The sequence below is a fragment of the Nocardioidaceae bacterium SCSIO 66511 genome (assembly GCA_023100825.1).
Classification (GTDB): Bacteria; Actinomycetota; Actinomycetes; order Propionibacteriales; family Nocardioidaceae; genus Solicola.
Genome location: CP095846.1, coordinates 2,956,390 through 2,979,241, shown reverse-complemented (window position 1 = coordinate 2,979,241; position 22,852 = coordinate 2,956,390). Strand labels below are relative to the sequence as shown.

Annotated in this window: 22 protein-coding genes and 1 other RNA gene; 14 read left to right on the top strand and 9 right to left on the bottom strand. The window is 67.2% G+C overall.

All coding sequences use genetic code 11. From position 1 onward, the window contains the following. Positions 1-10: 10 nt before the first annotated feature. Complete coding sequence (locus MU582_13975; GenBank protein UPK73542.1) at positions 11-751, top strand: MBL fold metallo-hydrolase; 741 nt, start codon at positions 11-13, stop codon at positions 749-751. 22 nt (positions 752-773) lie between these two features. Here MU582_13975 and MU582_13970 read toward each other — a convergent pair whose 3' ends face one another. Beyond that, on the bottom strand, positions 774-2,153 hold the full coding sequence (locus MU582_13970) for an MFS transporter (GenBank protein ID UPK73541.1): 1,380 nt from the start codon (positions 2,151-2,153) through the stop codon (positions 774-776). A gap of 192 nt (positions 2,154-2,345) precedes the next feature. Between MU582_13970 and MU582_13965 the strand changes: the two genes are divergently transcribed. The 5 genes from MU582_13965 (at position 2,346) to MU582_13945 (ending at position 7,843) form a co-directional block, all read left to right on the top strand. Then, entirely contained in the window at positions 2,346-2,915 is a 570-nt protein-coding gene (locus tag MU582_13965) for a TetR/AcrR family transcriptional regulator (protein ID UPK73540.1), read from the top strand. Positions 2,916-3,664: 749 nt separating this feature from the next. Continuing rightward, a complete protein-coding gene (locus MU582_13960; GenBank protein UPK73539.1) occupies positions 3,665-4,825 on the top strand; it encodes a Nif3-like dinuclear metal center hexameric protein in 1,161 nt (386 codons plus the stop codon). 91 nt (positions 4,826-4,916) lie between these two features. After that, complete coding sequence (locus MU582_13955) at positions 4,917-5,579, top strand: C4-type zinc ribbon domain-containing protein (GenBank protein ID UPK73538.1); 663 nt, start codon at positions 4,917-4,919, stop codon at positions 5,577-5,579. Then, positions 5,537-6,673: a bifunctional RNase H/acid phosphatase gene (locus MU582_13950; protein ID UPK73537.1), complete on the top strand. Its 1,137-nt coding sequence runs from the start codon at positions 5,537-5,539 to the stop codon at positions 6,671-6,673. The genes MU582_13955 and MU582_13950 overlap by 43 nt, the downstream gene beginning before the upstream one ends. Positions 6,674-6,682: 9 nt before the next feature. Beyond that, on the top strand, positions 6,683-7,843 hold the full coding sequence (locus tag MU582_13945; protein UPK73536.1) for a pyridoxal phosphate-dependent aminotransferase: 1,161 nt from the start codon (positions 6,683-6,685) through the stop codon (positions 7,841-7,843). A gap of 13 nt (positions 7,844-7,856) precedes the next feature. Here the strand turns inward: MU582_13945 and yaaA are convergent, their stop codons facing one another. Next, positions 7,857-8,621: a peroxide stress protein YaaA gene (gene yaaA, locus MU582_13940; protein UPK73535.1), complete on the bottom strand. Its 765-nt coding sequence runs from the start codon at positions 8,619-8,621 to the stop codon at positions 7,857-7,859. 119 nt (positions 8,622-8,740) lie between these two features. Here yaaA and MU582_13935 point away from each other — a divergent pair, with 119 nt between their 5' ends. Continuing rightward, positions 8,741-12,001 carry a glycoside hydrolase family 78 protein gene (locus MU582_13935; protein ID UPK73534.1) on the top strand — a complete coding sequence of 1,087 codons (3,261 nt, stop codon included), beginning with the start codon at positions 8,741-8,743 and terminating at the stop codon, positions 11,999-12,001. A 62-nt stretch (positions 12,002-12,063) separates the two neighbouring features. Here MU582_13935 and MU582_13930 read toward each other — a convergent pair whose 3' ends face one another. Next, positions 12,064-13,278, bottom strand: a complete 1,215-nt coding sequence (locus MU582_13930; protein ID UPK73533.1) for an arsenic transporter — start codon at positions 13,276-13,278, stop codon at positions 12,064-12,066. Positions 13,279-13,376: 98 nt separating this feature from the next. Between MU582_13930 and rnpB the strand changes: the two genes are divergently transcribed. Further along, an RNA gene (gene rnpB, locus MU582_13925) (RNase P RNA component class A) lies at positions 13,377-13,777 on the top strand. A gap of 108 nt (positions 13,778-13,885) precedes the next feature. Continuing rightward, the gene (locus MU582_13920; GenBank protein UPK73532.1) at positions 13,886-14,683 is read left to right on the top strand and encodes an E3 ubiquitin ligase family protein; all 798 of its coding nucleotides are present in this window, start codon (positions 13,886-13,888) and stop codon (positions 14,681-14,683) included. An 11-nt stretch (positions 14,684-14,694) separates the two neighbouring features. Here the strand turns inward: MU582_13920 and MU582_13915 are convergent, their stop codons facing one another. After that, the gene (locus MU582_13915) at positions 14,695-15,138 is read right to left on the bottom strand and encodes a hypothetical protein (GenBank protein ID UPK73531.1); all 444 of its coding nucleotides are present in this window, start codon (positions 15,136-15,138) and stop codon (positions 14,695-14,697) included. A 265-nt stretch (positions 15,139-15,403) separates the two neighbouring features. Continuing rightward, positions 15,404-16,225, bottom strand: coding sequence for a type I methionyl aminopeptidase (gene map / locus MU582_13910; protein ID UPK77175.1), 822 nt, complete (start codon positions 16,223-16,225; stop codon positions 15,404-15,406). Positions 16,226-16,410: 185 nt separating this feature from the next. Here map and MU582_13905 point away from each other — a divergent pair, with 185 nt between their 5' ends. The 3 genes from MU582_13905 to npdG all read left to right on the top strand — a co-directional run bounded on the left by MU582_13905 (position 16,411) and on the right by npdG (position 17,884). Further along, positions 16,411-16,599, top strand: a complete 189-nt coding sequence (locus MU582_13905; GenBank protein ID UPK73530.1) for a hypothetical protein — start codon at positions 16,411-16,413, stop codon at positions 16,597-16,599. An 81-nt stretch (positions 16,600-16,680) separates the two neighbouring features. Further along, positions 16,681-17,199, top strand: coding sequence for a hypothetical protein (locus MU582_13900; GenBank protein UPK73529.1), 519 nt, complete (start codon positions 16,681-16,683; stop codon positions 17,197-17,199). A gap of 43 nt (positions 17,200-17,242) precedes the next feature. Then, on the top strand, positions 17,243-17,884 hold the full coding sequence (npdG, locus tag MU582_13895) for an NADPH-dependent F420 reductase (protein UPK73528.1): 642 nt from the start codon (positions 17,243-17,245) through the stop codon (positions 17,882-17,884). A gap of 14 nt (positions 17,885-17,898) precedes the next feature. Here the strand turns inward: npdG and MU582_13890 are convergent, their stop codons facing one another. Further along, positions 17,899-18,252: a helix-turn-helix transcriptional regulator gene (locus MU582_13890; protein ID UPK73527.1), complete on the bottom strand. Its 354-nt coding sequence runs from the start codon at positions 18,250-18,252 to the stop codon at positions 17,899-17,901. A gap of 99 nt (positions 18,253-18,351) precedes the next feature. On the opposite strand from MU582_13890, the gene MU582_13885 reads away from it, so the two are divergent. Continuing rightward, positions 18,352-18,987 carry an NAD(P)-binding domain-containing protein gene (locus MU582_13885; protein UPK73526.1) on the top strand — a complete coding sequence of 212 codons (636 nt, stop codon included), beginning with the start codon at positions 18,352-18,354 and terminating at the stop codon, positions 18,985-18,987. A gap of 4 nt (positions 18,988-18,991) precedes the next feature. On the opposite strand, the gene panB is transcribed toward MU582_13885, so the two are convergent. From panB to MU582_13870, 3 genes are all read right to left on the bottom strand, one after another. Beyond that, positions 18,992-19,855: a 3-methyl-2-oxobutanoate hydroxymethyltransferase gene (gene panB, locus MU582_13880; GenBank protein ID UPK73525.1), complete on the bottom strand. Its 864-nt coding sequence runs from the start codon at positions 19,853-19,855 to the stop codon at positions 18,992-18,994. 114 nt (positions 19,856-19,969) lie between these two features. Then, positions 19,970-21,721 carry an NAD+ synthase gene (locus tag MU582_13875; protein ID UPK73524.1) on the bottom strand — a complete coding sequence of 584 codons (1,752 nt, stop codon included), beginning with the start codon at positions 21,719-21,721 and terminating at the stop codon, positions 19,970-19,972. A gap of 9 nt (positions 21,722-21,730) precedes the next feature. Beyond that, positions 21,731-22,090: a MerR family transcriptional regulator gene (locus MU582_13870; GenBank protein ID UPK73523.1), complete on the bottom strand. Its 360-nt coding sequence runs from the start codon at positions 22,088-22,090 to the stop codon at positions 21,731-21,733. An 86-nt stretch (positions 22,091-22,176) separates the two neighbouring features. Between MU582_13870 and MU582_13865 the strand changes: the two genes are divergently transcribed. Further along, positions 22,177-22,827, top strand: a complete 651-nt coding sequence (locus MU582_13865; protein ID UPK73522.1) for an SDR family NAD(P)-dependent oxidoreductase — start codon at positions 22,177-22,179, stop codon at positions 22,825-22,827. Positions 22,828-22,852 lie beyond the last annotated feature (25 nt).

Genomic DNA, 22,852 nt, shown 5'->3' with positions numbered 1-22,852 from the left:
ATGATCCGGGATGTGGCTGACCGTGCTGGGCGGAAGCGGCGGCATCCCAGCCGGGGGTGTGCCGTGTAGCGGCTATCTGGTCGAGCACGACGGATTCCGGCTGCTCATCGACCCGGGCTACGGGACAGCGGTGGCGTTGCTCAAGCACTGTCGGGTGGTGGACGTAGACGCGGTGTTCGTCACCCATGGCCATCCGGACCATTGTGCCGACCTCAATCCGCTGCTCCGCATGCGAGTTCTGGGTCGCGACGCCGCCCCTCCATTACCGATCTACAGTCCGACAGGTGCAGTCTCGAGAGTCCTCGCACTCGAGCCGACGTCGTCGTACGACGCGGCGTACGAGCTGCACGAGTTCGGTCCGGACGACAAGTTCTCGATCGAGGGCTTCGACGTCGAGACGCGATTGCTGCCGCACTCCGTGCCGAATGCCGGGGTGCGTTTGCGCACCGAGACTTGCAGCTTGACGTACACCGGGGACTGCGGACCGACCGATGCGCTGGTCGAGCTTGCCAGCGGCACCAGCTTGCTGCTCGCCGAAGCGACCCATGTCGACTACGTGCCCGACGATCTTCGTGGCCTGCTCAACGACGCCGCCGGTGCCGGTCGGGTGGCGAGTCAGGCCGGTGTGGATCGGCTGATGCTGACGCATCTGTGGCCGGGGGAGAACCACGACGACGCGCGACGGGTGGCCGGCCATGAGTTCGCCGGCCGGATCGACGTCGCGCGTCCCGGGACCGTCGTGCAGGTCTGAGCGACCCCCCCGATCGCCTCGTTCAGGCTGCCGTTTCGACTGCCGCTTTCGTACGCCTCACGCCGACAGCAATCGTGGCGACCGAGGTGGCGATGAACAACAGCGCAACAAGAAACGCCGCGGCCATGCCGGTCGTCAGGACCTCGTGTTGGCGGCCGATAGCCGTCGCAGCCGTCGGGTCTGCACCGCGTACGGCCGACCCGAAGACGGACACCAGGACGGCCAACCCGAGTGCGCCGCCGACCTGTTGCGTGACGTTCAGCAGGCCCGACGCCGCGCCCGCGTGCTCATGGGGTACGTCGGTCAGACCCAACGCCGTCAGAGGCACGAAGGCGAGCCCGTTGCCGACGCCGAACAGCACCAGCGAGACGAGCACCGACACGTATCCCGTGTTCGCGTCGACGAGGGCAAGCGGGATGAGCGCTGTGGTTGAGATGGACAGGCCGATGATCATCACGGTTCGGCTACCCAGCCGGTCGAGCAGAACCCGGGCGGAAACCTGCGAGAAGGTGAACAGCATGACGGTCAGCGGCAGGAACGCCAGCCCCGTCTTGACCGGGCCGTAGCCGTGCACGACCTGCAGAAACTGGGTGAGGAAGAAGAACAGACCGATCATCGCGGCACTCAGAAGCAGCCGGGAGACGTATGCGACGACGCGGTCGCGGTGGGCGAACAGACCCAGTGGCGTGATCGGCTGTCCCGATCGGCGCTCGACCGCGATGAAGCCGGCAAGCAGTACGAAGCCGAGAGCCAACGCCTCGAACGTCGTGGAGTTCTGCCACCCGTGTTCGGCCGCTTGGACCAACCCGTACACGATCGCGCCCACGCCGAGGGTGGCCAGAACCGCGCCGGCGAAGTCGAAACGACCCGTACTGCGCGGCGAGGACGGAAGGTACGTGGGTGCCAGGGCGATGATCGCTACGCCAACGGGCACGTTGATGAAGAACGCCCAACGCCACGTCAGCAACTCGGTGAGAGCACCGCCGAGTACCAGCCCGATTGCCGAGCCGCCGATCGAGACGGCGCTGTACCAGGCGAGCGCGCGGTGGCGGGCGGTTCCCTCGGGGTACGAGATGGTCAGGAGCGCTAGTGCCTGCGGCGCTGCCACAGCGGCGCCTACGCCTTGGAGACCGCGAGCGAGCAGCAGAAGTTCGGAGCTCGGGGCGAGCCCGCCGAGGAGCGAGGCGATACCAAATACGGCGATACCGGCGACCAGGACACGACGCCGGCCGAGAATGTCGCCGAGTCGTGCGCCGAGTAACAACAGTCCGCCGAAGGTGAGGGCGTACGCGCTGATGACCCACGAGAGTCCGGCCGGGGTGAACCCGAGGTCGTCCTGAAGCGTTGGGAGCGCGACGTTCACGACGGTGAGGTCGAGTACGACCATGAGTTGGGTGCTCAAGATGAGCAGGAGTGCGATGGGCGAGGGACTGCGGGGTTCGGCCGAGCCGCTGCCCGATTGGGTTGTGACATGACTGGTCACAGTGATTCCCCCTGGGACATGATGAGATGAGTAGACTGAAGCGGAGGCTTCCTCCGGAACTATACGGAGGCATCCTCCGGTTATGCAAGCCGATTTGCGGAAGGATTCAGGATGGGTGGCGAAGCGACCCCCGGGCAGCGGCCGAAGCGGGCCGACGCGCGTCGCAACTACGACGCTTTGGTGGCCGCTGCTCGAGACGCGTTCCGTACGAAGGGCAGTGATGCCACCCTCGACGAGATCGCACGCGCGGCCGGAGTGGGCATCGGGACGCTCTACCGGCACTTCCCGACCCGACTCGTCCTCGCCGAGGTCGTCTATCGCGAAGCCGTCGACGAGCTCGCCGTCGTCACCAAGGAACTGGTTCGTGACCTACCGGCGTGGGACGCACTCACCGCCTGGGTCGATGAGTGGACCGATGTCGCCTTGAGCAAGCGGGTGATCTTCGCCGAGCTGGCCGATGCGGTGAGCAAGGACTCTGACACCGTTTCGTACTGCCGGAACATCCTGCATCAGTGCGTCGACCTCGTACTGTCGAATGCTCAGGAGGCCGGCGTCGCGCGCGCCGACATCGACACCACGGACCTACTGCAACTCATCGGCGGAGTCCTGCGCGCCCCGAACGTCGGCACCGATCAGGCGCGTCGCCTCCAGCGAGTTGTGCTCGACGGGATCAAGAACTGAGCGGCTCTGTGTGCAGTCTGCGGCTCGCTCGCCCGGCTCGGCCGTGCCGGCGCACTTGCTTCTGCCGTGCGACCACCCGCATGCCCGATCCCGGCTCGCTGTCGGCTTTCCCGCGTACTCCGGCTGGGCAAAAGACGCGGCGACGCGCGGAGCGGCCATTTCGGTTCCGTCGCTTGGCGGCTTTCCCGGAACCTTAATATGGGATCGGGGTAACGTTGGTGTCGGCGTCACCATCCGTACCGCTAACGCACTGGCGTACCAGCGGGCTCGGTAACCTGTCACTTTGCACGGTGTCGCTGCCATGCAAAGCGGTACTTCACCATGTCTACTTGGTGAAGCACCACCCACCGACCCCGCATAAGCCAACCGAATCGGGTTAGCCGGCAAGCAACCCGAGGTCGTAGCTGCGGCTCCCGCGTCGCCGCGTCTTTCCCCAACCGAAGGAAGTAGGGAACGCCGACAGCGACGAGGAATCGGGCAGTTGGGCAGTCGTACCGAAAGAAGTACGGAGAGCCGACAGCGACGAGATGCGAAGCGCCGAGTAGTCGAACCGAAGGAAAGCGGCAAAGCCGACAGTGACGAGAAGCGAAGCGGCGAGTGGTCGAACCGCAGGAAAGCGGCAAAGCCGACAGCGACGAGAAGCGAAGCGGCGAGTAGTCGAACCGAAGGAAAGCGGCAAAGCCGTCAGTTCACGCCGAGAGTCGGTGGGCTGCGCGGAGCCCGCGCCCGTTCGCGCTAGCCTCGCTTGCGTGAGTACGCCCCGCCTCGCCGACGTGATCGCCGTTCTCGATGAGCAGTACGACCCACGGTGGGCCGACGATTGGGACGCCGTCGGCACCGTGGTCGGAGACCCCGACGAGCTGGTGTCGAAGGTGTTGTTCGCCGTCGACCCGGTCGCCGCCGTCGTCGACGAGGCCGTCGACTGGGGTGCCGATCTCATCGTCACGCATCACCCGCTGCTGTTGCGAGCCGTGAACTCCGTCGCGGCGACAACGCCGAAGGGTCGGGTCGTGCACGAGCTGATCCGCTCAGGAATCGCCCTGCACACCTGCCATACGAACGCCGATGCACCACCCGGTGGTGTCTCAGCCGCGATGGCCGAGGTTTTCGGACTGCACGACGCGGCGCCGCTGGATCCGGACCCGGCAGATCCGCTCGACAAGATCGTGGTGTTCGTACCCCGTGCCGATGCATCGTCGCTCGTCGATGCGCTCAGCGCGGCCGGAGCGGGCAACATCGGCGAGTACGACCGCTGCTTCTTCGCCGGCGAGGGCACGGGCTCGTTCCGCCCGAGTGCGTTGGCGAACCCGACGATCGGCTCGGCCGGTCGCGTAGAGGAGGTCGCCGAGACCCGGCTGGAGATGATCCTGCCGCGCGCACGTCGCAGCGCCGTCCTTGCTGCTCTGCGTTCGGCGCATCCGTACGAGGAGCCCGCGTACGACCTGTTCGAGCTAGCGGCATTGCCTAGTGAGCGGGGGAGCGGTCGGATCGGCGAGATTGCAGAGCCGTTGTCGTTGCGCGACTTCGCCGCATTGGTGGTCGACTCCCTGCCCGCCACCGCAAGCGTTGCGCGGGTCGCCGGTGACCCCGATCGAGTTGTACGAAAGGTCGCGCTGTGTGGCGGCGCCGGCGACTTCCTGTTCGACCGGGCACGCGCCCAGGGCGCCGACGTGTACGTCACCTCCGACCTGCGGCACCACCCGGTGAGTGAGCTGTTGGAACAACCAGACGCGCCCGCCGTGATCGACGTACCGCACTGGTCCGCGGAGTGGACCTGGCTGCCCGTTGCCGCACGTACGCTCGCCGACCGTATGTCCGCACAGGGCGCTACGGTGGAGACCCGCGTGTCGCGCACCGTCACAGATCCCTGGACGATGCACCTCCCGTGGGCACCGACCGATCCGAGTTGAGGAGTCAACGCTGAAAGCCGATCCGTCCGCGCAGCTCGTTCTGCTGGACCTCCAGAGTCATGATTCCTCCCTCGCCCAGTTCGAGCGGCGCATGCAGTCCCTTCCCGAGTTGGCGACGCTGAAGGAGCTCACCGCGCGCCGCGACGAGCTCGACGGCCGCCGGATCGAGGCGGAGACGGCAGTTTCCGATCTCGAACGCGCACAGCGCAAGGCCGATGGTGAGGTCGAGCAGGTCAAGGCTCGTCGCGAGCGCGACGAGCAGCGGCTCGGGTCGGGGATGATCACCAACCCCAAGGACCTCGAGAACCTCCAGAACGAGCTCACGGCACTCGAGCGTCGTATCTCCACGCTCGAAGACGACGAGCTCGAGGTGATGGAGCAGGTGGAGACCGCTCAACGCGATCTCGATGCCGTCACCGCCGAGCTGAGCGAGGTCGCGGCGCAGATCACCGAGGCAGAGACGACGCGCGACAAATCGCTCGAGGAGCTCGAGGGCAAGCGCAGTGAAGTCGCCGCCGAGCGAGACCTGACCGTGAAGTCAGTGCCCGACGACCTCCTCACGCTCTACGACCGGCTACGTGCTCAGCAGGGCGGCGTCGGCGCGGCCGCGTTGCAGCAGAGGCGTTGCGAGGGTTGCCGTCTGGAGCTCAACGCTGCCGACCTGCGAGAGATCGCGGCCGAGCCCGACGACGCCGTCGTGCGGTGCCCCGAGTGCAGTCGAATCCTCGTTCGTACGCGCGAGTCGGGTCTGTGATGGCGGCCCGCAGGGTCATCATCGAGGCCGACGGCGGGTCTCGGGGCAACCCGGGCGACGCCGCGTACGGCGCTCTCGTCCGTGATGCCGACACCGGCGAGATCATCGCGGAGCGCGCCGAGTCGATCGGTGTCGCGACCAACAACGTCGCCGAGTACAACGGCCTGATCGCCGGGCTCGAGCTGGTCGCCGAGCACGTACCCGAGGCCGAGGTCGAAGTACGCATGGACTCCAAGCTGGTCATCGAGCAGATGGCGGGCCGCTGGAAGGTCAAACACCCCGATTTGCGCCCGCTTGCGGTCAAGGCACAGGGTCTGGCGCCGTTCGGCACCGAGTGGACTTGGGTACCGCGGGCAGAGAACACCGCCGCCGACGCGTTGCTCAACGTCGTACTCGACGAGGTGCAAGGCAAGACCCCGGCCGAGCCGACAGCGCCCAAGCCGAAGAACCCTCTCGTCGGCTGGCGCGACGCAACCCTCGGGGAGCCGGTCACGGTCATTGCGCTGCGTCACGGCATCACCCCGAACACGCTGGAGAAGCGCTTCTGCGGATCCGGCGGCAGCGACCCCGGTCTGGTCGAGGAGGGTGAGGCGCAAGCGGCGCGCGCGGCCGCGTACCTCTCTCGTCGTGGGGGAGTCGACGCGATCGTGAGTTCGCCCCTGCGGCGTACGCGCGAGACCGCGCAGATCGTTGCCGACACTTTGGACCTCCCGGTCGGCATCGAGGACGGCTTTGCCGAGGCGGCTTTCGGCGAGTGGGACGGCCTCACGTTCGGCGAGGTCAAGGAGCGCTGGCCCGCCGAACTGGAGAAGTGGCTGTCGTCGACGGCGGTAGCACCCCGTGGCGGTGAGGCGTTCGACGCGGTGCACAAACGCGTACGCGCCGCACGCGAACGCCTCGTCGAGAAGTACGCCGGCAAGACCGTCGTGGTGGTCAGCCACGTCACGCCGATCAAGATGCTCGTACGACAGGCGCTCGACGCGCCCATGCCGGTGATCTACCGGATGGAGCTGGCGCCGGCTTCGCTCACGACGATTCAGTGGTGGCCCGACGGCACGCCGTCGTTGCGGTCGTTTTCGTACGTTCCCGAGTAGGAGAGCCTCATGAGCGTCAGCCGTGTCCGCGACATCCCGGGAATCGGCGTCGACCGGGTGGGTGACGCCGCAGACGAGGTGGCCGATGCGGGCATGCTGCGACTCGAGAACCTCGACACCGACCTACGGCCGTTGCCGGCGGCTCTCGAGCGCACCCGGCAGGCGGTGCTCGAAGATGCCGCGAACAGCTATCTGCCGTTCCAAGGCGGAGTCTCGCTTCGACGGGCGGCGGCCGCACACGTCTCTCGAATGGCCGGCCGGTCCTACGAGGCGGAGCAGTGCCTCATCACCGCCGGCGGCCTCAACGGCATCCTGAACGTCCTTCTCGCCGTCGTCGAGCCAGGCGACGAGGTGGTGCTCTGCGATCCGATCTACGCGGGTCTCGTCAATCGCGTACGTCTCGCAGGTGGGGTTCCGCGGTTCGTTCCGCAACGGCCGACCACGCATGGCTGGCGTACCGATCCGGCCGAGCTCGCCGCTGCCGTCGGCGATCGCACCGCGGCCGTATTGCTGATGTCACCGTCGATGCCGACGGGCGCCGTCTTGGGCGACGAGCACTGGCGATCGCTCGCCGAGTCCTTGGAGCGACACGACGCTTGGTTGATCTATGACGCCGCCATGGAACGCATCCGGTTCGACGGCGTGGCTCCGGCACATCCGGCGGCGCTACCGGAGCTCGCCGACCGCACGATCACGGTCGGTTCGGCGTCGAAGGAGCTGCGCATGATCGGGTGGCGTGTCGGCTGGGTTGTCGGCCCTTCCCAGATCATGCGCGACGTCGATCTGGTCGGGCTGAGTAACGTCGTCTGTCAGGTCGGACTCGCGCAGGAGGCGGTGGCGACCGCGCTGACGGCGCCCGACGCTGACGCCGACGTCGACCGGGCGGCACGTGCCTGGGCCGAGCGTGCCCACCTGCTGGTACGCGAGTTGAGCGACTATCCGGTCGTACCACCCGACGGCGGCTGGTCGTTGCTGATCGACACCGAGGCGATGGGGATGCCGCCAGCAGACGCCGCGCGGCTGTTGTTCGAACACGGTCGCGTCGCCGCTACGCCGATGGACGGCTGGGGCCCGTCCGGAGCGCGCTATCTGCGGCTGGTGTTCGCAAACGAACCGGTAGAACGCTTGGCCGACGTGCGGCAGCGCTTCGATACGGCATTCGGCCGCTGAGCCACCCGACAGGTCATACCTCTGCGACGATGACGTCGAGTCGACCACCGTCACGTTCGATGGTCCAGCCGAGGTCGCGCAGCGTGTCGGCCAGCGCCGTGACAGTGCGCGGGTTGGCACCCGAGTCGAGCAGCGCGCGTACGATCCTGCCCTTGGTCGCCTTGTTGAAGTGGCTGACGATCTTGCGCACGCCCGCGTGCTCGTGGATCACCCGCACGGTCGCGGTGCGATCCGCGAGTCGTCCCTTCGGCCGGAAGTAGCTCGCGTACGTCTGCGAGCGGAGATCGATGAGCAGGCCGGAGCCGACGAGTTGCGGTACCACCTCGGCAAGCGCGTCGCGCCATACGGCAGCCACCGGGCCCAGCCCGGGCAGGGTGACGTCTCCGGACAGTCGGTACGCCGGGATCCGATCACCGGTTCGTACGAGGCCGAACAACCCACTGGCGATGGCGAGCCGGCTCGTGGCGCGCCGCTTGGCTGATGCGTCCAGGGTCGCCAGATCGAGCGCCTCGTAGAGCACCCCGGTGTAGATCCGGTCGGCGCGTGCGGTCGGCAACGACGGCAGCACGGCGTTGCGCGCGATCGCATCGGACTGGGTCGGCCCGAGATCGAGTGCGGTGGCGGCCGCCTCGGGATCCGACTCGCACAGCTCGACCAGCGCATCGAGCACTCGCTCGCGAGCGGGAGTCAGCTCCGGGAGAGCCAGCCGCTTCAGATCCAGCGGGTTGCCTCTGACGGGAACTGTCTTGCCTTCCGAGGGCGGCAGCAGTACGAGCATGCGGCGACTCTATGCGTAGGCGGCCGGATCCGGACATGGGGTTGTGGGGATGGCCTCCGTGGCTTAACGTCTCGCTATCTGAATCGTTTCATATAGCTCATTCGACGACAGGACTGCCGATGTCGCTCCTCCACCGGCCTACGTTCCCGCTACTCGCGTCGGTCGCCGTCGTACTCGGCCTCCTTGCGCCGACGGCGACCGGACGTACCGCCCCGACCTCCGGCGCCGGGCAGACCGTCACCGCCGCACAAGCGACGCAACCCGCCTTCGGTTGGCGACCGACGGATCTGACCGTCGGCCAGCGCACCGAGCCCGCAGACGTCGACGACGTGGTGGCCCCGCTGCTCGGATGGCAGGTGGCATCGGATCGGCAGACCGCGTACCAGGTACAGGTCGCTACAAGCCACCGTGACTTGATGTCGGGCAGGTCGCGGACGTGGGACTCGGGCAAGTCCGTGTCCGACGCCAGCACCAACGTGGCGTACGCCGGGCCGAAGCTCGAACGCGGCGAACGCTATGTGTGGCGCGTTCGTACCTGGAACGACCACGGACGACGCTCGTCGTGGTCACGGACCGCCACGTTCGGAACGGCGCTCGGCGCCGAGTGGGGTGCGAGCGAGCCGATCTGGCTGGGCGATCCCGACAGCGTGCGATGGCACGACTACACGATCGAGACCACGTTCCGGATCACCTCGCAGAACGCCACCATCGTGTTCAACGCCCAAGACCGGGACAACTACCTGATGTGGCAGTTCCGTGGCGACGGCGTGGACGAGCTCGCTCCCCACGACCGCGTCGACGGGACCTTCCGTGAGTTGAAAGCCGTCCCGCTCGACATCGACCTCGAACGCGACACCGACTACCGGCTGCGCATCGAGGTGGAAGGCGACTCGGTCCGTACGTACCTGGACGACCGGCACATCGATACGACCGACGGAGTGGCGTTCACCGAAGGCTCGATCGGCTTTCGTACCGGCGGCAGTGAACGCAACACCTGGGACGATCTGACCGTGACCGCGGCCGACGGAACGGTGCTGTACGACAATGACTTCGAGGGTCCGACCCGCGACTTCGTCTGTGGCTCCGTCGACGGAGGCCGCCTGCACATCGGTACCAGCCAGAACTGTGTCTACGGCGTCGGCGGGAACGACTGGGCGTTCCTCCGCGGAGACTTCGACACGGCCAACAAACCGATCGCCTGGGCGAACGTGTACGCCACTGGCAGCTCACCCGAGCCCGGCAGGCAGTACGTCTACAAGCTGTGGCTCAACGGACGGTTCGTCGGTCTCGGGCCCGTGCGCTTGATCGGTGGCGAGACCCGCTATGACGGGTACGACGTGACGGACCTGGTGCGCCGGGGCCGCGAGAACACCCTCGGGGCGATCGCCTGGTCTACGCGCGACCAAGCGTTCCAGGCGCAGCTGGTCGTCGAGTACGCGGACGGCACCCGGCAGACGTTCGGCACCGGCCGTGACTGGCGCGCGCTACCCGGAGACGCGGTGTACCCGTCTGTCGGCTCGATCGGCACCGGGTTCTTCACTGCGCCGAAGGAGAACCTCCAAGCGGCTGCGTACCCTGTCGGATTCGCACGACCCGGCTTCGACGACTCGACGTGGCCACGGGCGGACGCACGACCGGCGTACGACGAATTGGTCGCGACCCCTACGGCCAAGGTGACGCAACGCCTCGAGTACCCGGTGGAGGTGGTCGAGAAGGCTCCCGGGCACTACTTCATCGACTACGGCAGGACCTGGGCTGGCGGTCTCAGCCTCGACCTCGATGGCGAAGCCGGCCAGGTGGTCGAGTTGCGCTTCGGTGAGGAACTGTCCGGCCCGCAGCAGGTCCGCTATGCCATGCGTACGGGCAACCACTACCAGGACCGCTGGACGCTGACCGACAAGCCGCTGCACCTCGAGACGTGGGGTATGCGGGTCTTCCGGTACGCCGAGGTGATCGGCGCGCCGTCCGGGCTGAGCGCCGAGGACTTTCCGGCGTTGGCGCAGATCTATCCCATGGACGCGGACGCCGCGCGCTTCCGATCCTCCGACGACGCGCTGAACAAGGTCTGGCGGCTTTCGCACGACACGCTGGAGGCACTGAATCACAACCTGTACGTCGACTCGTGGACCCGCGAACGGGAGCCGTACGAGGCGGACAGTTACCTGCAGATGATGGCGAACTTCTACACGTCGTCCGACCCGACATTGGGCAACTACTCGGTCGACTACCTACTGACGCGGCGTACGTGGCCGACAGAGTGGCCGATGTACACCATCCTGGCCATGCACGACAGCTACCAGCAGACGGGCGACATGGCTGCGCTGGAGCGAGGGTACGACCAGCTCGTCGACAAGCTCCCGACCGAATGGGTCGAACAGAGCACGGGCTTGATCCGCAAAGACCACGGGTCCGACGGCTGCAGCAGCCGGACCGACTGCGACATCGTCGACTGGCCGACTTCCGAACGCGACGGATATGTGTACCGGCCGTACAACACGGTCATCAACGCAATCGGTTACCGCAGCTTCATGGACATGGCCGAGATCGCGTCCGCGCTCGGCAAGGACGCCGACGCGAATTCGTACGAGGCGACCGCGACGCGACTGCGCGCCGCGATGAATGAGCGGCTCTGGGACGATGAGGTCGGCGCGTACCGCGACGGCCTCGATGCGGACGGAACGCCGGTCGAGCACTGGGCGGTGCACGCGAGCGTCTTCGCCAGCGCATTCGGCGTCGCAGACTCGGAGCGTGCCGAGCGGGCAGCCGACTACATCGGAAGTCGCGGCATGCAGTGCAGTGTGTACTGCGCAGCGTTCCTGATCGAGTCGCTGTACAACGGCGACCGTGGCGGTCTTGCCCATGACCTGCTCACCGACACCGGGCTCCGCAGCTGGATGAACATGATCGCCGACGGTTCCGGCGCCACTGCCGAAGCGTGGGACGCGTCGCTGAAAGGCAACATGACGTACTCGCACCCATGGGCCGCGTCCCCGGCGTACAACGTGCCACAGGGGATGTTCGGCATCACGCCGACGACACCCGGCTACGCGACGTACGAGGTGCGGCCGCAACCGGCCGGCGTCGATTGGGCGAACGTGAATGTGCCGACACTCAAGGGCGACATCGGCGCGGCGTTCCACACCCGCGAGCGACGGACCGACGTCGCGGTCGACGTACCGGGCAACACCGCCGCGACCGTGTACGTGCCTGCCTCCGGCCCGAGCCACGACATCGTCTACGTCGACGGGCGGCGAGTCCGTGCGAAGCGCGAGGGCGGCTACCTTCGCGTCGACTCCGTTGGGCGAGGATGTCACGTGCTCAGCACCGAACGCCGCGCACGACCTGGACACGATCGACGCCTCACCTCGATCTGCCGCTGACCCGTGCGGCCGCCGTCGTCTTCCGCGCGGCCGATAACGGCGACTCTATGCGCCGGGTACGGTCAGCGGACCAGCGAGGTCCATGCCCACAAGACCGTGGTGCACGCGATGACCAGCGGCGGTGTCGACAAGACCCCGAGGCGGTGGAAGTCACCGGTCGGATCTCGGTCATGCAGTCGACGGACGACCTTGCGCCACAGCAGATTCGCCAGCGAGCCCGCGTACGTCAGGTTCGAACCGACGTTGACGCCGACGATCACGGCGAGTACCGCGACCGTCCCGCCCGGGGCGACGAGCGGCACCAGCAGCAGCGTCGCCGGCAGGTTGTTCAGCAGGTTCGCCGCCACCATCGCGATCAGCGCGAGGCCGATGAGCGAGCCCAACCCGCTGCCGGACGGTAGCCGCGTCTCGACCTCGCGTACGAGGTCGGTCTGGGCTACCGCGGCGACCACGATGCCCCAGCACATTACGAAGTACGCGAACGGCAGGCCCGCGGAGGCCGCGAGGGTGCGCGCCGCCACCGGACGTTTGCGCACCACGACGAGCGCGAGTAGGACTGCACCGGTCGCTGCGACCCAGACCGGTTGGATGCCCACGTACGACCCTGCGACGAACCCGACCAGGACCAGCACCACGACCAACGCTGCCGCGCGGGTCAGCTTCGTGCGTGCCACGTCGGGCGGGCTCGGGGGCGTCGCGGGCAGCCTGGTCGGCTCGACGGTACGGCCGAACGCCAGGCGTACGACAACGCATTCGAGCACGACGGCACATAGCCAGACCGGCAGCATCAGCCAGGCCCACTGGAGGTAGCCGAGGCCGGTCGCCGAGATGGCGAGCAGATTCGTCAGGTTCGACACCGGGAGGAGCAGCGAGGCGGAGTTCGCCATTCGTACCGAGATGAACTCGTACGCCCGCGCACCTTGGCCGATCCTGCGAGCGGCGATGGCGAGTGCGGGAGTCAGCAGGACGACGGTCGTGTCCAGGCTGAGTGCCACACTGGTCAGCGCCGCGGCACCACCCGCGACGGGCAGCGCGAACGCGGGCCGCCTCCAGGCGGCAGCCGACAGCATCCACCCCAGTGCGTCGAACAACCCGGCCGCAGAGCAGGCCGCGCCGAGGACGAGCAAGGCGACCAGGAATCCGACGACGGGCGCAAGTTCGCGCACCTGTGCGACGGCGTCGGCGGGCGACACTGCACCGACGAGGAGTACCGCGACGGCGGCGAGACTTCCGGTGACGAGTTCACCACGTGCGTGCGGCCAGCGGATCGCGGTCAAGACCGTCGCCACGAGTGCGGCGACGGCGATCGCATCGGACAGTGCCGGCTCCTCTCGCGTCAGTTGATCCCCGGGAGAGGGTACGCTGAGCCTGCGGATGAGTCGGCGGGGCGGCCGCGTGGGGTGGCTTGCCACTCGACGAGGAAGGTCCGGACTCCACAGAGCAGGGTGGTGGGTAACGCCCACCCGGGGCGACCCGCGGGACAGTGCCACAGAAAACAGACCGCCAACGGCCGCGCCGGTTCGCCGGTACGGAACGGGTAAGGGTGAAACGGTGGTGTAAGAGACCACCAGCGCCTCGGGTGACCGAGGCGGCTTGGTAAACCCCACCTGGAGCAAGACCAAGAGGACCCGTACGCGGGTCTGCGCTGACGTTCGAGGGCTGCTCGCCCGAGTCAGCGGGTAGGTTGCTGGAGCGCATCGGCAACGGTGCGCGTAGATAGATGGTCGCTGGGTGCCCGTGCACTTACAGGATCCGGCCTACAAGCCGACTCATCCGCACCCTGGGCAAGGTGACTTCGGTGTGCCCAAATCGCCTGCGAACCGACCTCCCCATACGGCAAGATGTACGCCGGTCGATGTGGGTCGAGAGAGCGAGCGTGTGGGAATGTGGATTGTCGGCGTCGTACTGCTGGGCGTTGCGGGGTTCCTCGGATACCGGGTTTTCACCGCTCGTAAGGCGATCCAGCGCATGACGAGCACACAGACGGTGCTCGCGCGCGACCTCGAGTCGCTGCGCGAGGCGGCTGTCTCTGCGGGAGGCGAGGGGTCGTTCTCGACGACCGTCGAAGTCAAGGGAGTCGTACGCATCGGCCCGGGCGGACCGCTGTCCTCGCAGATGAGTGACACGAAATGCGCCTGGCATCGGCACAAGGTCGAGCGGAAGTATCGCGAGTCGTACCGTGACAAGGACGGCCACCGCCGCACTCGTACGAAGACCGAGACGCTGACGTCGCACCGTACGAAGGATCTGTTCTATGTCGAGGATTCGAGCGGTCGCGTCCTGGTCCGCCCCGAGGTGATCGTCGACAAGCCGAAGAAGGTACTCGACGAGTTCGAGGAGCCCAAGGCAGGCAAGGCCCCCAAGGAAGGCGGCTTTCTTGCCACCGTTGCACGAGTCGCGAAAGACGCGTTCGACGACGAGAACACGATCGGCTTCCGCCGTCGTGAGTGGGTTCTCGCCGACGGAGCGCGGGTCTACGTACTCGGTGAGGCTTCCGATCGCGACGGCGAGCTGGTGGTCGGCGGGCCGGCCGACGGCTCGAAGCAGCTGATCTCCACTCGTACGGAGGAGGAGCTCAGCGAGTCACACGGTCAGACCGGCGCGCTGTACACGATCGGAGCCGGGGTAGCAGGCGTTGCGGGCGTTGTATGCCTCGTGATCGCGCTGGTCTCGGCCCTCTGAGGCGGTACGCACTACTTGTGTACGCGGCGTGCGGTCCACTTCTCCGAAGCGCTGCATCGTCCGGGCCCGCTGTATGAGGTGTAGCCCTTCTTCGCGCGCTTGCCGACGAAGTGCACACGCATCTTCATCGTGAAGTTCTTCTTCTTCCAGGTACGCCGCACCCAGCCGCTGCGCTTGATCTTCGTGGTCGGGAAGTCGTACCACGCCCATTGGTAGGTGATCGGGTCAGGGAATCCGCCGCAGGAGGTGAAGAGCATCGCCTTCCACCCCTTCATGTACTTGCCCTTGCGGGTGACCTTGAACGACAGATGGCCCTTGCTCTTCTTCATCTTGTACGTGCCGGGAAGAGCGAAGCGTGCTTCGGGGTCGTTGGCGACGGCCGGTGCCGTCGGTGCCAGCGCGGCGACCAATGCGGTCGCGACGAGGGTTCCTGCGAACTTGGACGGGTTGGCCACCAGAGGCCCCTCTCGGGAGTCGGCTCGGTCGCAAGGATGCTAGTGCCCTGCGTTTGAAGTACCTTGACGTCTTTCGCCGCCCAGGCGGCGCCCCGCGGCGTCCTCGTCGTCGGAAATAGGACCGACTATGACTGTCCTCCTCGTTCTTGCGGATGCATCCACCTGGACGACGCCTTCCGTAAAGCCACTTCAAACACAGGACACTAGCGACGGCGATGTCCAGGCGCAGATGAATGGCGAAACTGCTCTCGGTGGGCAGATCGCGTCATGCGTCGCTGAGCGTCAATATCTCCGGACCCGAGTCGGTGACGACGAGGGTGTGCTCGAACTGTGCGGTACGCGACTTGTCCTTGGTGGTGACAGTCCAGTCGTCGTCCCACATGTCCCACTCGTGGGTGCCGATCGTCAGCATCGGCTCGATGGTGAACGTCATGCCCGGCTCGATCACGGTGTCGAAGCGTTCGTCGTCGTAGTGCGGGATGACCAAGCCCGTATGGAATGCCGGTCCCACGCCGTGCCCGGTGAAGTCGCGTACGACGCCGTAGCCGAAGCGTTTCGCGTACGACTCGATGACCCGGCCGATGACGTTGATCCGGCGACCGGGCTTCGCGGCGCGAATGCCGCGCATCGTCGCCTCGCGGGTGCGTTCGACGAGGAGCTTGGACTCCTCATCGACAGCTCCGACGAGATAGGTCTTGTTCGTGTCTCCGTGCACTCGACCGATGTAGGCGGTCACGTCGACGTTGACGATGTCGCCGTCTTCGAGCGGGCGCGCGTCGGGGATGCCGTGGCAGATGACCTCGTTGACGCTCGTGCACAACGACTTCGGGAAGCCGCGATAGCCGAGCGTCGACGGGTACGCACCGTGCTCGGTCATGAACTCGTGGCCGACTCGGTCGAGCTCGTCGGTGGTGACGCCCGGTGCGATCGCCGCTTCGACGGCGTCGAGGGTTTGTGCAGCCAGTCGGCTCGCGACCCGCATGCGCTCGATGGTGTCGGCGTCCTGGACGTTCGAGCCGGTGAACGGTGCCGGACCGGGATTACCTACGTACTCGGGGCGTTCGATCGAGGCGGGTACGTCGCGCATCGGCGAGATCGGGTACGGGACGAGTGAGGTCACCCGGCGAGTCTAGGTCGGAGGTCGAGCCGTGGCCGAGCGGGTCCGACGACCGGAGTGAGCCGGAAAGCGCCCGGCGCCGCTCGCCCGCGCGCATTCGCCGGTGACTGAGGCAGGATGGTCGTACGAACGCCCGACGGACAAGGAGCACCGAGATGGCCGAGAAGTACTTCTACTGCCTCAAGCACCACGCCGTCGAGGGCAAGCGCGGCTGTAAGGCAGCCGACCGCCTCGGTCCCTACGACACGCGAGCCGAGGCCGAGCATGCGCTCGACAAGGTCGAAGAGCGCAACGAGGAGTGGGAGCACGACCCGAACTGGAACGACGACGAAACGCGCAAGTAGCCCGGCTCCGGCACCGTTTCGATCGGCTTGTGATCGCCTGCGCTCCGAGTAATGATTACATCATTACACGGAGGTTCTTTCATGGTTGGTCAAGATGAGGTCGCGGGCTGGGTCCGTGGCCGGTTGCCCGATGAGTGGTTCACCGGGCCCGCAGAGGTGACGACAGATCGAGAGGAGATCACGATCGTCGGTACGATCGCGCCGCCCGACGGCGTTGCGGCCGACGATGACAGCGGCGAGGCGTTGGAAGCGATCGCGGGCCGCATCTCGCGCTTTCGTGAAGACACCCGCGACGACCGCATCGCGGTCGCCCGCGAGGCCGAACGACGCTTCCAGCGCAAGGTCGCGTGGGGCGTCGAGTGCGGATCGCAGCGCGATGTCTTCACGAACCTGTCCGTCCCGGTGATGACCCGGCTGCGACAGCCGCAGCGAATCGTGCTCGACACGCTTGTCGACGCTGGCGTCGCGCGGAGCCGGTCGCATGCGCTTGCCTGGTGCGTACGTCTGGTCGGCGACAACACAGAGGAGTGGCTCGGAAAGTTGCGGGAGGCGATGTCCGAGGTCGAGCGGGTACGAGACGAGGGCCCCACCGCGAAGTGACCTCCCTGCCGAGTCCGCAGACGGACGCGAGACGATGCCCTTCATGACACAGACAATCGGCATCATCGGCGGCACCGGACCCCAAGGACGCGGACTCGCACTTCGCTGGGCCGTCGCGGGGCGTGAGGTGGTGATCGGCTCGCGTTCGGCGGAACGCGCGGAGTCGGTTGCCGCCGAGCTCGGCCACGGTGTACGCGGGGCTGAGAACGTCGAGTGCGCGGCACAGGCGGACATCGTCGTGATCACGGTGCCATGGGACGGCCACGCCGACACGTTGGCCGAGCTCGAGCCCGCGCTGCGCGGCAAGCTCGTGGTCGACTCGGTCAACCCGCTCGGTTTCGACAAGCAGGGTCCGTACGCGTTGGACGTACCCGAGGGCAGCGCGGCCCAGCAGGCGGCGGCACTGCTGCCGGGGTCGACGGTCACGGCGGCTTTCCACCATGTCTCGGCGGTATCGCTCGCAGACCTGTCCATCGATGACCTGGCGCTCGACGTACTCGTGCTGGGTGAGGACCGCGAAGCGATCGGGCAGATCATCGAGCTGGTCGACCTGCTCCCCGGCATGCGCGGCATCTACGGCGGGCGCCTCCGCAACGCGCATCAGGTCGAGGCGCTCACGGCCAACCTGATCGCGATCAACCGGCGGTACAAGGCACACGCGGGGGTGCGCATCACCGACGTCTGAGAATCTCGCGCGGGCTACTCGGGCGGGAGCAGTCGGTGGCCGTGCTCGACGGCCCAGTCACCCATCGAGGTGATCGGACCGTCGACCAAGGAGTTGCCGAGGTCGGTGGTCGCGTAGTCGACCCGTGGCGGTGCCCCGGCGAGTGCGCGGCGCTCGACCAAACCCGCGTGGGTGAGCCGTCGAAGTGCCTGTGTGAGTACCTTGTCGCTCACCCCGCCGATGGCTGCGCGCAGGTCGCGGCGCCGAAGCGGCTCGGCACGCAGCGCTGCCAGTACGACCGGGTCCCACGTGTGTGTGAACAGGTCGGCAACCGCGCGAACCATGCAGTCTGCGACGAGGGGCTCCGACGTCCGTCGCTCCTGTGCCATGGCTCGATCCTCCTCCGTGCGTTATGAACCGATCGGTGCGTAACGGGCTGTCTAGCGTAGTCATCTCCAGCCAGATTCACGGAGGTAAGGGAGACAGCTATGCGGATTGGCATTCTCGGCACAGGGACGCTGGCGTCGGCGTTGGGCACTGTCTGGGCAGGCGCCGGTCACGAGATCGTCGTGGGCGGTCGAAGTGCGACAAAGGCGCGGGACCTCGCCGACAGACTCGGCGAGACCGGCCGCGCCGGTACGCTGCGGGACGCGGCCGCTTTCGGTGACGTCGTGCTACTTGCGGTTCTCTGGCCCGGCGTCGAGGACGCCCTTGGCGCGGCTGGAGCGTCCGACGGCGTGCTCGCGGGCAAACCGCTGATAGACCCGACCAACGCGGTGGAGCACGGCATCGGTGAGATTCTGACGCCACCCGGTGTCTCCGCTGCGGGGCGCATCGCTGACCTGGCTCCCGAATCCCATGTGGTGAAGGCGTTCCACCTCTTGCCGGCCGATACCTGGTCCGTGCCGATTCCGCCCACCGGCACGCGGCCGCTCGTGCCGCTTGCCGGTGACGGCGCCGCAGTTCGCGTCGTCTCCCGCCTGGTCACGGATGCGAACGCGACGCCGATGGCGTTCGGCGGGCCGAGTCGTTACCGGCAGCTGGAGGAGGTCGCGGGCTTCGTGATCGCGGCCGCGTTCTCCGGGTCGAATCCTGCCGCGGCGGTGCCCGCGGTCAACGTCTGACGGGTCAGGACTCGAACGTGTGCTCCGGACCGGGGAACGACCCGCCGCGTACCTCCTGTGCGTAGGTCTTCGCCGCATCGAGGAGTACGTCGTGCAGCGCCGCGTACTGCTTGACGAACCGCGGCATCCGGCCCGTGCGCAGACCCGCCATGTCTTGCCAGACGAGTACCTGGGCATCGCAGTCGGGTCCCGCGCCGATTCCGACCGTCGGGATGGTCAGGCGCTTGGTCACCTCGGCGGCGACGTCGCAGGGAACCATCTCCATCACCAGCGCGAACGCGCCGGCCTCCTGCAGCGCTTCGGCCTCCTCGATCGTACGAGCGGCGGCGTCGCCGCGCCCCTGGATCCGGTAGCCACCGAGGGTGTGCTCGGACTGAGGTGTGAAGCCGATGTGGGCCATCACGGGGATGCCTGCGTTCGTCAGCATCTCGACCTGCGGTACGACCGAGAGGCCGCCCTCCAGCTTCACCGCGTGCACCTGGGCTTCCTTCATGAACCGCACGGCCGTGTCGAAGGCCTGTTGCGGCGACCCCTGGTACGAGCCGAACGGTAGATCGGCGACGACGAACGTGCTGGTCACCGATCGCGCGACGGCGCGAGCAAGGGGGATGAGCTCGTCGACCGTGACCGGCAGGGACGTCTCGTTGCCGAATACGTTGTTGGACGCCGAGTCGCCGACGAGCACCACCTCGATGCCGGCCTCATCGAAGATCTGCGCGGTGTACTGGTCGTACGCCGTGAGCATCGCCCACTTCTCGCCACGTGCTTTCAGCTGCTGCAGCGTGTGGGTCCGAATTCGCTTACGGGGTTTGGGAGTGCCGCCGTACGGTGCGGCCTCCTCGCCCTGCGTACCGGTTGCTTCTGGCATGGCTGAAACCTCCACATCTCGAGGCTCCCGAGTGGAGTCCCCGGATGTGCTCAGCCTGCCACGTACGTACGCCGCGCGGGCAAGCGAATGTGTGCCACGTCGCGTTGCGAAGAATCAGACCTGCTCGCGCCAGGCGTTCGTGATCGGCACGCGGCGGTCGCGGCCGAAGTTGCGGCGGGAGATCTTCGGCCCTGGCGGGTACTGACGCCGCTTGTACTCCGCCCGGTCGACGAGAGTCACGACGCGCTCGACGAGCTCGGCGTCGAAGCCCTCGGCGATCACTGCGGCGGTGCCGAGGTCGCGCTCGACATACGCGTCCAGCAGCGCGTCGAGCACGTCGTAAGGCGGCAACGAGTCGGTGTCGAGCTGCCCGGGCCGAAGTTCTGCCGACGGCGGCTTGCTGATCGTGTTCTCCGGGATCGGTGGGGTCTCGCCGCGTTGTTCGGCCGCAGCGTTGCGCCACCGCGCGAGCTGCCAGACGAGCGTCTTGGGTACGTCCTTGATCGGGGCGTACCCACCGACCGCGTCACCGTAGATGGTGGAGTAGCCCGTGGCGAGCTCGGATTTGTTGCCGCAGGCGAGCACGAGGTGCCCATGCTGGTTGGACAGCGCCATCCAGATCACCGCGCGGATGCGGGCCTGGAGATTCTCCGCCGCGAGTCCGTCGACGGCGATCGCGGCGTCGTAAGCGTCCTTGATCGGCGCGATCGCGACCGTGTCGAGGTGCAGGCCGGTGCGCCGGGCGAGCTCGGCGGCATCGGTGCGTGAGTGCTCGGTCGACCACTCGCTCGGGTTCGACACTCCGTAGACCTTCTCGGCTCCGAGCGCGTCTACCGCGATCGCCGCGACCAGCGTCGAGTCGATGCCGCCGGACATACCCAGCAACACCGACGAGAACCCGTTCTTTCGTACGTAGTCGCGCAGGCCCGTCACGAGCGCCGACCAGATCTCCTCGTGGTCGTCGAGCCGAGGCGCGACACTGGCGATGTCGGCGTCGTAGGTAGGCACGGGATCGGCCGAGATGACGGTACGCGCGATTCTGAGGCCGCCGAAACGTTCGTCCGAGCCCGGCATGGCAGGAGTTGCGGCCGGCAGGTCGAGGTCGACGACGAGCAGTTCCTCCACGAACTGCTGAGATCGCGCGAGCAGCTCTCCGGACGAGTCGACTACGAGTGCGTCGCCGTCGAAGACGAGCTCGTCCTGGCCGCCGACCAGATTGACGTACGCGAGTGCGCATTCGCCCTCGACGGCGCGCGACGAGCAGAGGTCGAGTCGTACGTCGTCCTTGTCGGCCTCGTACGGCGAACCGTTCGGTACGACCAGTAGCCCTGCCTCGGCGGCACGTACCGCTGCAAGAGGGCCCGTGCGCCACAGGTCCTCGCAGATCGCGATCGCGACGTCGGCGCCCTGCACCTGGACGACGTTGATCGTGTCACCCGGTACGAAGTTACGCAGCTCGTCGCCGACGCCGTAGTTCCAGAGGTGGATCTTCGCCTGACGCGCAACGATCCGGCCGCCGTGGATCACGGCGACGGCATTCTGGGGTGCGTTCTTGGGGATACCGAACGAGTCGGCGACGTCGGTCGCACGGTCGAGGAAGCCGACGACCGCGACGAGATCGCCGAGGCCCTCGTCGGCGAGCCGGACGGCGAGCGCCTCGATCCGGGTACGCGATGCTTCGATCACCGATGCGCGCATGGCGAGGTCCTCGATCGGATATCCCGTCAGCGTCATCTCGGGAAAGACGATCAGATGCGCGCCGCGGTCGGACGCCGCTCGGCATTGGGCGACAACCGACTCGACATTGGCATCGAGGTTGCCGACGTGAGTGTCGATCTGGGCGAGAGCGAGACGAAGCTGAGGCACGAGTTGAGCCTAATGGCTTGCCGCGGAGCCGAGCAGGGCGTCCAGCGCACGGCGAGATCCGCTCAGTCGGCTGATCTCGTCGTCGATCCGCGTACGCTCGCGGGTCAACTGCGCGGTCACGCCAGGGCATGGTGACGCGACGACGCGATCGCCGTCGTGTTCGACGCAGTGCAGGATCGTGCCGATGACGTCGGTGGGCAGCCCTGCGCCGAGCAGGTGGCGGATCCGGTGCACCGCGTCGACATCGCTCTCCGCGTACTCGCGATATCCGTTGGGCAAGCGAGCCGGCCGCAGCAGCCCCTGCTCCTCGTAGTAGCGCAACAGACGTCTGCTGACGCCGGTGCGCGACGCGAGCGTTCCGATGTGCATGGCGATCCCCACTCGTACTTGACCTTCACACCGATGTGACGGCTTACGTTCGCAACTGACAACAGTTCAGTACCCGGAGGTGTTCCATGGCAGGCCTGATCGTGGTCGGCGCGGGGGTCGGTATCGGCGCCTCGGTGGCCGTGCGGTTCGCGAAGGAGGGATTCTCGGTCGGGTTGGTCGCCCGCTCGCAGGGGACCCTCGACTCCGTACGGGGGCGGCTGAGCGGATTCGGCGGCACGGTGGTCGCGGAGCCGGCGGACGCGAGCGACGAGCCGGCACTGCGCACCGCGCTGGACCGCGTCGTCGTGGAGCTCGGCCCGCCCGAGGTGGTGGTCTACAACGCGGCAGTGATCCGCGCGGACGACATCGGCCACCTGTCGATAGCCGAGCATCAAGCGGCATGGGCCGTGAACGTCGCGGGCGCGATCACCACGGCGGCGCGGGTCGTACCCGCCATGCAGGACGGTGGGGGCGGTACGTTCATCATCACCGGCGGCATGCCGGAAGTGAACCACCGGTACGTTTCGCTGTCGCTCGGCAAGGCCGGGGTCCGCGCACTGGTCGAGGTTATCGACCAGGAACACCGCGACCATGGGATCCACGCAGCGACCGTCACGGTGGCCGGGACAGTAGCGCCCGGAACCGCATTCGACCCGGACGACATCGCCGAACACTACTGGCGCCTACACGCCCAACCTCGTGACGAGTGGTCGACCGAGATCGTGCACAGCGGATGACCGCTCGGTGAGCGGCACGGTTGCC